Source organism: Desulfosporosinus fructosivorans, assembly GCF_004766045.1.
Classification (GTDB): Bacteria; Bacillota; Desulfitobacteriia; order Desulfitobacteriales; family Desulfitobacteriaceae; genus Desulfosporosinus; species Desulfosporosinus fructosivorans.
The window spans coordinates 271,119-284,853 of record NZ_SPQQ01000006.1; the positions used below are offsets into that span (position 1 = coordinate 271,119).

A 13,735-nucleotide genomic window follows, 5' to 3' on the forward strand; every position below is an offset into this window, starting at 1 on the left:
CAAGTAGGAAATTTTACTTCTTTGTCGAATTAAGCATAGAGAAGAAAAATTACAGAATTTCGAAATGAGGAATAGTAGTGTCGGACCAGTTGGGAGCAATCATGAAAACTACCTTGGCTGCGATCGAATCAGGTAAAGAAGGAATCTTTGTTATTGCAGAAACATCTCGAACTGAGGTACTTAGGTTAACATATGAACTCTCTCAGCTTAAAGCAGATATCTCAGACATTATTTTACAAGTCGATCAACAAGAGAAAGTTGATCGACGAATGCGGCAGAGTCTTATGGAAGTAAATCGAGCACATCATAAACACACCCAAGAAGAGATGTACGAAACATATTCTCAAGCAAAAGATGCTCAGGTTAACCTACAACTCTTGCAAGCTAATGAAATCCAATTGAGAAAACGGCGAGATGATCTTGAACGGTCCCTGCGTCATATGCAGTCTATGGTTGATCGAGCCCTAATTCTGATGACTCAGGTAAGTATGGCAATTAGCTTATTGCAGGGTGGATTAGCGGATTCAATTCAAACCCATAATCACGAACATAAAATGGATTTGGGGTTGCGAGTAATTAGAGCACAAGAGGAAGAGCGTAGGCGAGTAGCACGAGAAATACATGACGGCCCAGCTCAAACACTTGCTAACATCGTCTTACGCTTGGAAATAGCTGAAAAGTTACTTGAATTTGATCATACCCGTGTTAAAGCTGAACTCATCGACCTTAAAAATCTCGTGCGTTCGAATTTACAAGATATTCGAAGGATTATATTTGATCTTCGCCCAATGGCCTTGGATGATTTAGGAATTCTACCAGCTATCGCTAAATATTTAGATAATTTCCAGGATAATTATGGTATTGAATGTGAGCTTTTGATTGAAGGGCGAGAAAAACGGCTCCCTCCTGCATTAGAGGTCGCTCTTTTTCGTTTAGTCCAAGAGGGGATGACTAATGTTGCCAAACATGCTCACTCGCCAAAAGTAATTATATCGTTAATCTACCAAGAAGAATGGGTGATGGCTCGTATCCAAGATTATGGTAAAGGTTTTGAAGTTAGCTTTGCATTGACCTCTCCTGGAGAACATTTTGGACTCATAGGAATGCGTGAACGTGTAGAAATGTTCTCCGGACATTTTTCCATTCAATCAACCTTAGGGAAGGGCACTACGATTGAACTATCAATTCCATCAAGACTTAAGGGAGGAATGACAACATGATACGAATCGTGATTGCCGATGATCATCCACTGTTAAGGGAGGGACTTCGCCGAATTCTAGAATTTGAAGAGGGATTTGAAGTCGTTGCAGAAGTTGGGGATGGACAAGGCGCCATTAATGCAGCGCGGAACATGGCAGTTGACATATTACTTATGGATCTTAATATGCCTGGGGTAAATGGCTTAGAGGCAGGCCGTGTCATCCGTCGTGAATTTCCAGAAATCGGTATTCTGGTGTTAACAGTTGATGATTCGGATGAAAAGGTTTTTCAGGTCCTTCAAATAGGTGTGGCAGGTTATTTGTTAAAGGATGTAGATTCGAAAACATTGATTCACTCCATTCGCAAGGTATATGCTGGTGAACCAATATTATCACCATCTGTTACTGGGAAATTGCTGAATCAATTGACCCATCCAATTCCTGTAAAGAATACTTGTGGACTAAGTGAGCGAGAAATGGAAATCCTCAATTATGTTGTGAGGGGGGCTTCAAATCGGGAGATTGGAGTTTCCTTATTTATTAGTGAGAAGACTGTAAAAAATCATCTATCAAGCACTTATCGTAAATTAGCAGTTGAGGACCGCACACAAGCAGCGCTTAAGGCAGTTAAACTTAAATTTATTAATCTGGAATAGAGTGCTATTGGAGATTCCCTGTTACTTCATTGTTGCTAATCATAATATAAACAGGTAAAATAGTAACTACATTAATTTTGCTGTCAAAGAGAATAGTTTGAAAAACGTATTATTTGGAGGATGTTCAATGAAAATTAGCTTTTTTGGAGCTTCACAAGTTGTTACGGGATCATCATTTCTTCTGGAATCTGGCGAATCCCGTATTTTAATAGATTGCGGAATGTTTCAGGGCTCAAAAGCACTGAAAGAATTGAATTATAACGAGTTCCCTTATAATCCAGCAAGTATTGACGCCGTTGTTTTAACACATGCCCATATCGACCACTCAGGAATGCTCCCAAAATTGATTAAGGCAGGGTTCAAGGGTAAGATCTATGCTACTTCTGAAACCACTAAATTATGCTCTATTATGCTACCAGACAGTGGTCATATTCAGGAAATGGAAGTTGAGCGTAAAAACCGAAAGCGAGCGAGAACGGGGCTTCAGCCTTTAGTTCCGATTTATACTGTCCAAGATGCGCTAGATACCCTCCCATACTTACAGGCAACGCCCTATAATAAAATAATCGACCTTGTCCCGACTGTATCGTTACAACTGTACGACGCAGGCCATATTTTAGGCTCGTCACATGTTGTACTATACGTCAAAGAACCTGACTTTAACAAAACTATTGTGTTTTCTGGTGATATAGGCAATGTTCATCAACCATATCTTGAAGATCCAAGTATTTTAAGTGAAGCGGACATTGTCGTTATGGAAACAACCTACGGAAATCGACTGCATGTCAAGGCAGATTCAGAAGAGTTAAAAGTAGACCGCATTGAACAGCTTGCTGAAACGATTCGTACAACTTATGAAGCTGGAGGGAATTTAATCATTCCTGCCTTTGCAATCGAACGAACCCAGGACATTCTTTATTATCTCCTAAAATTACAAAATGAACATCGCATTCCCACTTTGCCAGTTTATATTGACAGTCCCTTAGCAATCGCGGCAACAAAAATATTCCAAGAAAACTCCGAGAATTTTGATGCAGAGACTCGTGAACTAATTAATAATGGCATTAGTCCGTTGAACATGCCGAATGTTCATTTCAGTCTTACAGCTGCGGATTCAATGGCGCTGAATGAAATTGAAGGTGGAGCGATAATAATTGCCGCTAGCGGCATGGCTGATGCTGGGCGAATAAAGCATCACCTTAAGCATAATTTATGGCGAGAGAAGGCCACTGTCCTATTTGTTGGATATCAGGCACAAGGCACACTCGGCCGTATTCTTTCTGAGGGTGCCCAGACTGTAAATATTCACGGGGAAAAAGTTGTCGTAAAAGCTCGCATCAGTCATATGGACGGCTTATCTGCTCACGCTGATCAATTAGCTTTGCTTCAATGGCTGTCTATCATTGGGAAAAAGGCGGAGCATCTCATTCTTGTTCACGGGGAGCTTGACGCTCAAACTGTTTTTGCTAATAAAATTGAAGAGACGTTTGGCAAAACTCCGCTGATCCCTCAGCTCGGAGAGAGTATTGAATTCCTACCCGGTCAAATTATAAGGCATTCTCCCGATAAAGAATGGTTATCCCAGGATGCGCCTGATGCTATTAGCAAGGACTATGAAGCCTTGTCTCATAAACCCAGTGGCACACCCACATATCAACCGATTAAGCCTACCCTAAAACGAACTAAAGTTTCAGAGCCACGCCAATCAAGGGCTCAAGTTAATAGAGCATATGTCCGACTACGGCACCATCTCAAACAGCTGATTAGTGAAGGGCAAAGGACTCATGATTTTGCAAGAGTCGCGAATCTTCTTGACAGTATGACCCATTGGCTTGAAGAACAAGTGCGTGGAAAACAGCCTAAGAAGTAAACGGCTTCATTCGCTAAAGCCAAGCAAATTCGGCAGTTTGGCGTTTTATTCCGGCCAAGAACCGAAGTGTTTCTTCACGCCGCTTTACCGCTAAACGTTTTCCAGCTTTAGTAGATACTTTGTGCGGAAGTGCATCTGCAAAAAGTCGGGCTCTGTCTACTGCGTTTTCAGTTGTCATAATTAATTCATCTTGCCCGACTAAACTAAATAAACGCATTAAACCTATGTTTCCGAAATTATCCAATATGTCTGAATCACGTAAATAAACCGCCTCATCACTCCGTCCAGGCTCTGAGTAATACATGTGATTTTCAACAGCATCTAAAACAATTGGCAACTTGATAGGAGAAAACATCATTTGTTGTAAGATGTTTGAGGTGACCCCCTTAGAACGCAAGGCGTGATCAACGTTTTTGAGCGAATAAATAGGGTATTTTCCTGTGTCATGAAGCATTGAGGCAGTATAAAGAACTTCATCATCTAGAATTAAGCTATTAGAGAGTTCTTTGGCCAGATGATAAACTCTTAAGCAATGGTTAACCCCAGAAGCTGGGTGAGCACCTGATTTATTAACGATATCTATTAGATCTTGCCGAAAGTCCATTTTTCTTCCTCCTTAGTTCATCTAATCTGAGACTCCTGATTTCCCGAAGTTAATCGTTAGTTGAACGAGTTCACTTAGAAGCTATATACGCCAAAAGGACCCCATTCTCCTGCCAAAATATGGTAAATATTATCGAGCTATTTTTTATAATCTTACAATTAATAAAGTATTCTTTCGTCTAAATATCCTTTGTTACCAATTTTTAGGAGGATAATAAGTGAAAAGAGAGAATACTTTAATATGTTTCTTGATGTGAACATAGGGAGTGAACGTCGTCAATGAATAAAGTTAATGTTTATGGGAGCTTTACACAGGCTCTTTTCTTTTCCGGTGTAGTATCAATTCCTAAATATCTTTTAACTCATTATACTGAAATTGGTTTAACCGATCGTGAGATGATAGTTTTGATACAGATTCTCTGTGAAGCTGAATCAAACCCGTATCCTTCGATAGCAATATTAGCTGCTCGTATGACCGCAACGTCTACCGATATTGAGGAAGTTGTAGGTCGTTTAGTTGAACGAAAGTTGCTGACGATTGAAAGGTATTGGAATCCTAACGACCAAAAATGGGATAATACCTATAGTTTTGTTAAACTAATTGATGAACTCGCCGAACTCTGGGCCATTGAACGTTCTCAGCAATTAGAGGAAGAACGGACCTTAAAAAAACATCAATCTACACCTCAAGCAATCTCTACTCCTATAAATCCATCCATGGAAAATTTAGTCCATACCTTCGAACAAGAATTGGGCCGATTACTCACCCATTTAGAGTGTGAAAATCTTGATCGTTGGCTTTCCTCTCATTTTTCTGAAGAACTAATTATTGAAGCCTTAAGAAGAGGGGTAAGTGCTGGTATTCGCAACTTCCGCTATCTAGATTCTATACTTCGTGAATGGGAGAAGAAGGGACTTCGCACCCGAGCCGAAATCGAGGCAGAAGATGCATATTTTCAAGCTCGACAAGAGAAAAAAATTGCTAAACCTAAAAATCTAGTACCTAAAACAACACCCAATAAATATGACAATTTTTACTTGTAAATTCATAGTGCATCCTGGCTTTAAGGAGGTTAATGGCACAAAATGAAAAGTGTAAAAGATATCCTGAAAAGTAATGTCTTAGCCACTAATAAACATATTCCCGACATTAAACCTACTAACTGCGAATCTGATTTGCCCTCCTCCCATCCTAATTCTGGACAGACAGATCATCCCAACAAAGTTGAAACGTTTAGATGTGCTATTTGCCAAGATCGTGGAATTATTCTTGAAGGGGAAGTAGCCTATCCCTGCAGCTGCATGCAAACAAGAAAACTGGAAAATCAGTTTCGCAATGCTCGAATCTCACGAGAATTGATGAAATGCCGTCTCGATAAATTCCGCTTCGATTATTACACACCGGAAAGTAAAGACAAATCACATCGCGAAGCAGCTTCAAGAGCCTTAAACGCCTCCAAAAGCTTTGTGGATGAATGCAAGCATAACCCACATACCCTCGGAATGCTGTTCACTGGCCCTGTAGGATCGGGTAAAACGTTTCTGGCGGCGTCCATTGCTAATGAACTCATGGAAGCACAGCTTCAAGTTCTATTCTTAGTGGTTCCGGATCTTTTGGATGAATTAAGGGCAACCTATAAGTCTGAAATCAATGAAATGGATTTACTGGATTCAGCGCGTACAATTCCATTTCTAATTCTTGACGATTTAGGGGCACACAATTATACGGATTGGACGCGAAATCGCATCTATTCAATTATTAATTATCGGATGAATGAATTACTCCCCACCATAATCACCTCAAATCTCTCACTTGATGAAATGGAAGACTATATTGGCTTACGTACAACATCCCGAATCATTCAATCTTCACGGATCTTCCGTTTAACAGTAGAGGAAGACATTCGCCTTCAGATGTATCAGGAACGAGAAGGAAAAAAATAAAAATAATTTTTCAAACCTATGCATGTCCTTAAAAGACATGCATAGGTTTTTTAAAGAGATAAAATCTCAAATATAATTGGAGGTGCACAGCTTTGGCTAAAATTTTTACGATTAATCGAAGAAACCTTATTATGTACGCTAGCGTTGTTGTGATTTGTCTGATCGGGTTTGCTGGATTCTCATTCTGGGAAAACACTAATGCGAGTGTAAGCAAAGTTAACGATGTCCCGGAAATTAAAATGCTCAGTATTACCGTGGAGCCAGCCTCGATCGTCAAGGATCTAACGTATGGCAGCGTGACCTTAAAAGGCGCACAAGTGATTACTACTAAAACGTTTGACCTAGTCGCAACAGTACAAAACACAACTGCTAAGAAAATGACGAATATTCCAGTAGAATTGGAAGTAACACTCGTTGGAGATGACACTAAAAAAATAACCTCACCTGGAACACTACCTGCCTTAGAACCAGGTGCCACGGCACGCGTAGCCTTTCGTCAGATTAAGATATTAGGGGACGCATTAGGGAAAAGTGCTACAGATGGACAGCATTTAATGACGATAAGGATTAAACCTAATCCTGTAGGAGGCGTTGAAGAAGCTACGGAGGCAAGTTTTCGCTTTACGGTTGATACAACAGTCAAAGTTCCAACAACCGTTAAAAAACAGTAATAGTAACATGTAAAAATAAGTGCTAAATAACAGAGCACTTATTTTTCTTTTACCTTGATTTGGGATATAATACCCTTAGTGAGGTGTTATATGGATATAAAAGTAGATTTGCATACCCATACCGTGTCAAGTGGACATGCTTACAGTACCCTTTCTGAAAATGCGCTGGCGGCCGCGCGCAAAGGCATAGAATTGCTCGGCATGACAGATCATGCTCCCAGTATGCCAGGTGCGCCTCATCGGTATCATTTTGGCAACTTGGCAATTCTTCCTGAAGAACTGAATGGGGTCCGTATTTTACCAGGAGTAGAAGCAAATATCACAAACTATGAAGGGGAATTAGATCTTCCCATAGAGTATTTGTCTCGGATGAAGATCGTTCTTGTGGGCCTCCATGAGATTTGTTACCCTGGTGGAACGACTGAACAAAATACTAAGGCTTATATCAAAGCCATGGAAAATCCTTATACTGATATGATGGTTCATCCGGGACGACCGTATTTCGAGATGGATTTAGAACTTATCGCTCACATGTCCGCACAATTAAATATCCCAGTCGAGATAAACAACAGTTCACTGTCAAAGGAAAAAAAGGGAGCATGGGAAAATTGTCGACGCATTGCTCGCTACATGGCTCATTATAAAAGTCCCGTTATCTTAGGGAGTGATGCCCATTTTTGGGATCGGGTCGGTGATTTAAGCCACTCCCTTGAATTAGTTCATGAAGCTGGGATTTCAGAGCATCAAGTTCTAAATACTTCCCCGGCAAGAGTCTTAGAATATTTGGCGACACGTCGCAAAAACCGCCCAATACTATGACTTTGCAGGGGCACGATGCATCGTGTCCCTGCAGCCAATAGTGCCACTCCCACTTCTATAAGTGGGAGTGGCACTCCGCCCCCCGCATCGGCAATACTTACCACCAGAGACTATTTGCACGGGAGGGTTCCACCATCTCGATGTTTAACTCAAGTTGAGCGAGTTCACTTGAGTTGCAGTGGTCGCTCCTTTACCTAACATATCGTTTACCTAACAATGAATAACTCTCAACATACTTGGTACAACGCACGCCTCTCTTCCATATATTGTAATGAAGGGTGGCGTTTGTGATGTCTGGTAGTCAGCCAGGAAAGTTTTCTGAAGAACCGCTCAACATGGGGTTCTCAATATTCGCACCTATTAGCACAGAAGCAGGGAGTGCCTCACTTTTATTTGCTCAACCTTTATTAACAGGAAGTGTTTTTGCATCTACTGCTGTTTTAATTGTCTCAGAACTCTTCCTCTTCATTGCTAGGCGAATATTTGACCTTAAAAGCATACCTGTTCTTGATGCGAGGAATGGACAAAGAGTGGAAATGTCGCTTACGGACCTTCAAGCATTTTTACGTTGGATGGCAAACGGAATCGGCACTAGCACTTCTCCAAATTCCACCCCAGTAACTGATGGAGGGAAAATAAATTTACTCGCAAATCAGACTCGACAGAGTAGTGGAACGGATAGCACCGGCTTTATAACGGTCGAGCTCCCAGAAGCCCCCCTAACAATTGCCCTATATTTCTCAGCATTCTATTCAAATAATCCATACACGCCCAGTGTATCATTGTATATTCCGATACTCGCTTTTCCGGGTATAAGAGGAGCGATACCACTTCTAATACTTGGATTACTTTCCACAATCTTTGTGCGTTCGGTTGTTTCACCGCAATCTTCGGGTTCAAAACCACTTTCTACCCCTGAAACTAGCATAAATACTCCCCTAGACTACTCACCGAATGATCTACTGCAATTGCTCACTAAGTTCGGGAAAAAGTTCGGAACAAAGTAAGTAAACAAGCCGATTTATATATCATATTAATTCTATTTCTTCACCTGCATAATCATTCTAAGAGGGCAATTTGCCTTCTTAATTGCAGTTTATAAAGTAAAAAAATTTGTTTCATCAAATTATTTATAGTACAATGATGAATGTGGTTAAACTAATTGTATAAGTTAATTAAAACTACTCGATGATGAATTACATTGAGCTTAGTAAACATATCTAGTTCTAAAAACCCAATATGGGTGCCCGAACCGCGACTTAATGGTGGCTAGCCATAGGAAAATGGCAGAAGTAAAGGACGTGTGGTACTGTGCTTATTGGAGAAAGACAAATAGATCGAGAACGCATTACGGGGGCAATTGTACTTATAAGTATAGTTGTTATCCTACTGTCAATTGTGAGTATTCGATTTTTAGATGTTAAAGTTTCTAACGTTGAATTAGTCGACCGAGGATTATATACTGTTATTACAGAAAAAGGCCCTATAAATGTTAGCTTAGATGATATTTTGAGAATCGAACGGACCTATACTAAGGCTGCCATAACAGGTGCACCTGTGGAATTAGATCGAATTTATACCACCAAGGGTTTTATCTACCTATCTTCGTTAGATCCATTTTATGAAACAGGCAGGCAACTCATTAACTCCGTAGATCCTGATGGAAAGCCCGTATGGATCTTATCAAATAAAAATGGAACAACTGGATCGGAGCGAACCTCGAATCAGCTACTTAATGATAATCTGAGAACTGTTCAGCCATTTAACTATGCGATTGGAACCCCTTCAAAACTTGCTTCTCTTGTTTCTGCTGTTTTGTCGCTCCAATATCTTACCCTCGCTATTGGTGGGATGGCTTTAGTTATCCTCATTTTTCCAATGCGCTTAGTAACGCCGATGCCTTCACAACCTTTTATGCAAGAAGACTTGGAATATAGTTCTTCAGAAGAAGGACTAGGCGCAGTAGCGAAATAACTTAATACTCTGATTTAACCAAAAGCGCTCATAGAGCGCTTTTTAACTGAGTAGGAAATATAGATCTCAGCCCTATCGCAGGATGTGATATTTAAAGAAGCTTTATGAAATGAGTGATTTAGAATGAAGAGGGCTATATTAGTATCAGGAAAAGCCTCATTAAATCAGGAAATAAAATCTATGCTATCATTGGCAGATTACCAGCTTCTGGCTATAACAGATAATGGGATGGAAGCTTTACGACTCACTCACCGATTTGAACCTGATTTAATCATTATGGGGTGGAATTTACGTGGCCTTAGCTCTTCAGAGGTTCTTCAAAATCTGGTCGTTCAGCATCTTTGTCCCATCATAGTTGTACTTACTCAAGAAGAACAGCACGTTCTAACAGAGGTCATCAACGAAGATGCCCACAATGTTTTACTTTATCCTTGGCGACTGCATGAACTGGTCGCTGCAATTTTGCTTGCGGAGCATCGTTATACACGTGAGACGGAGAACTCTCAGCAAATTCAAAAGTTAGAGGAAGAACTTAAAACGCGCAAGTTTATTTTTCAGGCCATGCTTTCTCTAATACAACAGCGAGGATTCACTGAGCAGTCGGCATATGCTGCACTGAGAAAACAGGCCATGTCGACGCGCAAATCCTTACGTATGGTTGCTCAAGACGTTCTCAAAGGCTTGTGGGTGCCTGAACAAGTCGATTAATATTAAATAATGCCAGAAAGGAGTCTTATTATGAAAGTAGTTGTTAAACACATAAAGGGAATGCACTTTCAGGGCGAAGGAAGTACCAAAGTGATGACAAATATTGATACCAGCGTTACAGCGGGAGGATCGGGGCATGGAACCAATCCTATGGAGTTACTCTTAATGGCGATTGCAGGCTGTAGTGGGATGGATATAATTTCTATTCTTGAAAAGATGAGGGTTAAAGTCCAACGCTTTGAGATGAGCGTAGAAGGAGATCGAGCCAGTGACCACCCTCGCGTATTTAAAGACATTGAAGTTGTTTATAAGTTTTGGGGCGAATCCCTTTCTGAAGATAAACTACAACGGGCAGCTCAACTTTCAATGGGAAAGTATTGTAGTGTTGCCAGTATGATTGACAAGGCTGCCAATCTTACCTACCGGATCGAAATGAACTCGACAAACTAAAGTTCAACACACCCATCCAGTAAAAAGTAAACGAGAGGGAGACATCAAAAGATGTCTCCCTCTCGTTTACTTTGGAATGAATTTTATGGAGCAATCACGCTGGACTCACCTTGTAATCCCTTGAGTTGGATTTCCAGACTGTCGAGCAAAGCCCGGATTTGATTCATTTGATCAGTAATCGAAGTAACGTTTGGTGAAGTCTGAGCAGTAGTTGTTGGCGCTTGAGGAGTCGGAACTGGAACGGGTGTACTCTGTCCAGGGGTAGTAGGCTGAGGAGCATCCTCTCCGAAGAGTTGTGTTAAGGCTAACCCCAAATTATCAGTCATCACCAAATGATCTTGATAAGCAAGTACGACTTGTTTCATTTCTGGTATACTACCGCCTTTATCTGATTGCAGATAGATTGGTTCTACATAGAGAAAGTTTCCTCCGATTGGCAAGGCTAAAAGATTTCCCCGAATCACACTTGAGCCTTTTTGATCCCACAAGGAAAGTTCTTTCGATATCTCCGGATCTTGGTCTATTCTAGATTCGATTTGCAAGGGACCGTCAACCTCAATATTCTTAGGCAGTTTATAAAGCAATAACTCACCATAATGTGCTCCATCCATGCGAGCAGCCATCCAGGAGACCATATTGTTCCGTGAATTGGTTGCACTAGATGCTGGTGTGAAGGGGAGCATGAGCACAAACTCTGGTTTGTCCTCTCCTGGAATTTTCATGATGGTGTAATAGGGTGCTACGCTTTGGGGTTTGGCGTCAAAGAGTTCCTTGGCAATATCCCAGGAATCTTCCTTATTATAGAAAACAGAGGGATTTGTCATATGGAAAGTTTTAAGTGCATTGCTTTGAACATTAAAAAGTGTTTCAGGATACCTGAGGTGACTCTTTAAGCTCGGCGACAGACTCGCTATGTCTTTAAATACGCCCGGAAATATCTTCATATAGGTCATTAATATCGGGTCTTTGGGATCACTTGCATAAAAATCAACCGTTCCATCATTGGCATCAACGATTACTTTTACAGAGTTTCGAATATAGTTAAACTCTTGACTAGTATTCAGATTTGAATAGGGGAGGGCGTCGGATGTAGTGTAAGCGTCGATAATCCACTTGAGACGACCGTCATCGATGACAATATAAGGGTCTGAATCATAGGTTAAAAACGGGGCTAACTTTTGCACCCGCACTTCTATATTGCGGTACACTAGCAATTTGCTATCAGGATTCACTTGGGTGGCCAGATAAAAGCGCGGGGTTGCATGGCGAAGGGATAGCATCAGTTTATTGAGCGGGGTTAAAAGTAGCCCCGTTTTACCTTGATAAGTATTTTCAGCATTCGCGCTACCGAGGGGGTAATCAAATTCTTTAACTGATGTATTTGCGACGACCCAGTCATTGGTTAGTTCACCATAATAAATTCTGGGTTCTGACATCTTGAATTCCGGAAACTCGCTGACAGCCGGGACGTCCTTAATGGCAAAGGAGGGCAGGCCTTCAGAGGTGACTGCATTGGCAAACGAGGCGGATGCCCCAAAACCATGGGTATATTTAAAACGCATATTCACAAATGTTTTCGCTGTTTCTTCTAAATCGGGGGTTGAGATTTCTCGTGGTCCAATCATAACTTGACGATATTCTCCGTTGATGGTATATCGGTCGATATCGATGTCATGAAACTTATAATAGAGACGAATACCTTGTTTCTGGTTATAAGTTTGTAACATGGGTTTGGCATCGTTAAGCCGAATGTTGTTAAGTGTTGACTGATCTGCCTTCAAAGCGCTGATTGTGATGGGCGTGTTTCCGGGATACTCAATTTCAGTGATTTTATCCAAGCCATACCCAAATCGGGTCAATTCAATCTCATGTTGAATATACGGCTGCTCTCGGCTGAGCTCGTTCGGTAAGACGACAAACGATTGGAGAAGAGCCGGAACAATTCCATTAATTAATAATCCGACTACAAATATACTTACAACTGGTAGGGTTAAAAACCGTGTTTCATTAGAAGCCAGTGAAACAAAAGCTAATATAGATCCCAAAATACTGATCACAATTAATATTCTGAGGGCAGGAAGCGTCGCGGTTAAGTCTGTATATCCGGCACCAACAACATGACCGTGAACCGAGTATAGTAATTGGTAAATATCAAGATAATATCCGAAAGCTTTTAGGGCAAATAAAATTCCGATGAGTAAGGCTAAGTGCTTCCGAGCGGATCCCATTGAGACTGCACCGGTTTGCCATAGTTTTTTCGAGCGGAATCGAATGACTCCTGTAGCGATATAGAAAATAGTTGTAAATAAGGTGAGTAGGAACAAGGGCCCGAAAAATGCATTGAATAGAGTCTTTAAAAATGGTAATTGAAAGAAGTAAAAAGACAAATCCTTGTTGAAAATCGGATCCTGTTGACCGAAAGGGGTTGCATGGATAAACGACAATATATCCAACCAGCCCGTAAAACCAGCAACAAAGCTGACTGCAAAACTCACTACAGCTGAAATAAAGAGTAACCAAAGTGTAACTTTACGCTGACTAAGACTAAAAATGGGTCGGTTCATGTCTTGAACTAAACGCATTCGCTTCCGCAAACGTTCATTAACAAAGGTAATTATGGCGTGGCGAATAGATAGTAAGGTTCCGGCAATAAAGATAAAAAGAATAGTGCCGTTTACTGCTTGAAAAAGCATTTTACTTAGGATTGGCGTCCAAAATAATTGCGTATAGCCGAGATCTTTAAACCACAACCAATCTTCAAATAAGCCACTCGACGCTGTCAGCAAGGACAGTAATATAATGAAAGCAATTAAAAATTTAAATAAACGGGACAACAATGAT

13 protein-coding genes are annotated in these 13,735 nt (G+C 40.9%); 11 read left to right on the top strand and 2 right to left on the bottom strand.

Going from position 1 to position 13,735, the window contains the following annotated elements:
* Nucleotides 1-77: 77 nt before the first annotated feature.
* From E4K67_RS17925 to E4K67_RS17935, 3 genes are all read left to right on the top strand, one after another.
* Nucleotides 78-1,220: a sensor histidine kinase gene (locus tag E4K67_RS17925; protein ID WP_135549140.1), complete on the top strand. Its 1,143-nt coding sequence runs from the start codon at nt 78-80 to the stop codon at nt 1,218-1,220.
* Nucleotides 1,217-1,855 carry a response regulator gene (locus E4K67_RS17930; protein ID WP_135549142.1) on the top strand — a complete coding sequence of 213 codons (639 nt, stop codon included), beginning with the start codon at nt 1,217-1,219 and terminating at the stop codon, nt 1,853-1,855. The genes E4K67_RS17925 and E4K67_RS17930 overlap by 4 nt, the downstream gene beginning before the upstream one ends.
* A 127-nt stretch (nt 1,856-1,982) precedes the next feature.
* A complete protein-coding gene (locus tag E4K67_RS17935) occupies nt 1,983-3,725 on the top strand; it encodes an MBL fold metallo-hydrolase (protein WP_135549144.1) in 1,743 nt (580 codons plus the stop codon).
* A gap of 13 nt (nt 3,726-3,738) precedes the next feature.
* On the opposite strand, the gene E4K67_RS17940 is transcribed toward E4K67_RS17935, so the two are convergent.
* A complete protein-coding gene (locus E4K67_RS17940; RefSeq protein ID WP_135549146.1) occupies nt 3,739-4,329 on the bottom strand; it encodes an HD domain-containing protein in 591 nt (196 codons plus the stop codon).
* A 278-nt stretch (nt 4,330-4,607) separates the two neighbouring features.
* Between E4K67_RS17940 and E4K67_RS17945 the strand changes: the two genes are divergently transcribed.
* From E4K67_RS17945 to E4K67_RS17980, 8 genes are all read left to right on the top strand, one after another.
* Nucleotides 4,608-5,372 (top strand): DnaD domain-containing protein, encoded by a 765-nt coding sequence (locus E4K67_RS17945; protein ID WP_135549148.1) that lies wholly within the window; start codon nt 4,608-4,610, stop codon nt 5,370-5,372.
* A 42-nt stretch (nt 5,373-5,414) separates the two neighbouring features.
* Nucleotides 5,415-6,272 carry an ATP-binding protein gene (locus E4K67_RS17950; protein ID WP_135549150.1) on the top strand — a complete coding sequence of 286 codons (858 nt, stop codon included), beginning with the start codon at nt 5,415-5,417 and terminating at the stop codon, nt 6,270-6,272.
* A gap of 92 nt (nt 6,273-6,364) precedes the next feature.
* The gene (locus tag E4K67_RS17955) at nt 6,365-6,943 is read left to right on the top strand and encodes a hypothetical protein (RefSeq protein ID WP_135549151.1); all 579 of its coding nucleotides are present in this window, start codon (nt 6,365-6,367) and stop codon (nt 6,941-6,943) included.
* 90 nt (nt 6,944-7,033) lie between these two features.
* Nucleotides 7,034-7,762 (top strand): phosphatase, encoded by a 729-nt coding sequence (locus E4K67_RS17960; RefSeq protein ID WP_135549152.1) that lies wholly within the window; start codon nt 7,034-7,036, stop codon nt 7,760-7,762.
* Between the two features lie 290 nt (nt 7,763-8,052).
* On the top strand, nt 8,053-8,769 hold the full coding sequence (locus E4K67_RS17965) for a hypothetical protein (protein WP_135549154.1): 717 nt from the start codon (nt 8,053-8,055) through the stop codon (nt 8,767-8,769).
* Between the two features lie 304 nt (nt 8,770-9,073).
* Entirely contained in the window at nt 9,074-9,736 is a 663-nt protein-coding gene (locus E4K67_RS17970; RefSeq protein ID WP_135549156.1) for a hypothetical protein, read from the top strand.
* Between the two features lie 123 nt (nt 9,737-9,859).
* Nucleotides 9,860-10,444, top strand: coding sequence for an ANTAR domain-containing response regulator (locus E4K67_RS17975; RefSeq protein ID WP_135549158.1), 585 nt, complete (start codon nt 9,860-9,862; stop codon nt 10,442-10,444).
* Between the two features lie 30 nt (nt 10,445-10,474).
* A complete protein-coding gene (locus tag E4K67_RS17980) occupies nt 10,475-10,894 on the top strand; it encodes an OsmC family protein (RefSeq protein ID WP_135549160.1) in 420 nt (139 codons plus the stop codon).
* A gap of 83 nt (nt 10,895-10,977) precedes the next feature.
* On the opposite strand, the gene E4K67_RS17985 is transcribed toward E4K67_RS17980, so the two are convergent.
* Nucleotides 10,978-13,728 carry a UPF0182 family membrane protein gene (locus E4K67_RS17985; RefSeq protein WP_135549163.1) on the bottom strand — a complete coding sequence of 917 codons (2,751 nt, stop codon included), beginning with the start codon at nt 13,726-13,728 and terminating at the stop codon, nt 10,978-10,980.
* Nucleotides 13,729-13,735 lie beyond the last annotated feature (7 nt).

Coding starts and splice junctions, on each gene's coding strand:
- E4K67_RS17930 (WP_135549142.1), top strand. CDS start 1,217: ATGATACGAATCGTGATTGCCGATGATCATCCACTGTTAAGGGAGGGA.
- E4K67_RS17935 (WP_135549144.1), top strand. CDS start 1,983: ATGAAAATTAGCTTTTTTGGAGCTTCACAAGTTGTTACGGGATCATCA.
- E4K67_RS17940 (WP_135549146.1), bottom strand. CDS start 4,329: ATGGACTTTCGGCAAGATCTAATAGATATCGTTAATAAATCAGGTGCT.
- E4K67_RS17945 (WP_135549148.1), top strand. CDS start 4,608: ATGAATAAAGTTAATGTTTATGGGAGCTTTACACAGGCTCTTTTCTTT.
- E4K67_RS17950 (WP_135549150.1), top strand. CDS start 5,415: ATGAAAAGTGTAAAAGATATCCTGAAAAGTAATGTCTTAGCCACTAAT.
- E4K67_RS17960 (WP_135549152.1), top strand. CDS start 7,034: ATGGATATAAAAGTAGATTTGCATACCCATACCGTGTCAAGTGGACAT.
- E4K67_RS17965 (WP_135549154.1), top strand. CDS start 8,053: ATGTCTGGTAGTCAGCCAGGAAAGTTTTCTGAAGAACCGCTCAACATG.
- E4K67_RS17975 (WP_135549158.1), top strand. CDS start 9,860: ATGAAGAGGGCTATATTAGTATCAGGAAAAGCCTCATTAAATCAGGAA.
- E4K67_RS17980 (WP_135549160.1), top strand. CDS start 10,475: ATGAAAGTAGTTGTTAAACACATAAAGGGAATGCACTTTCAGGGCGAA.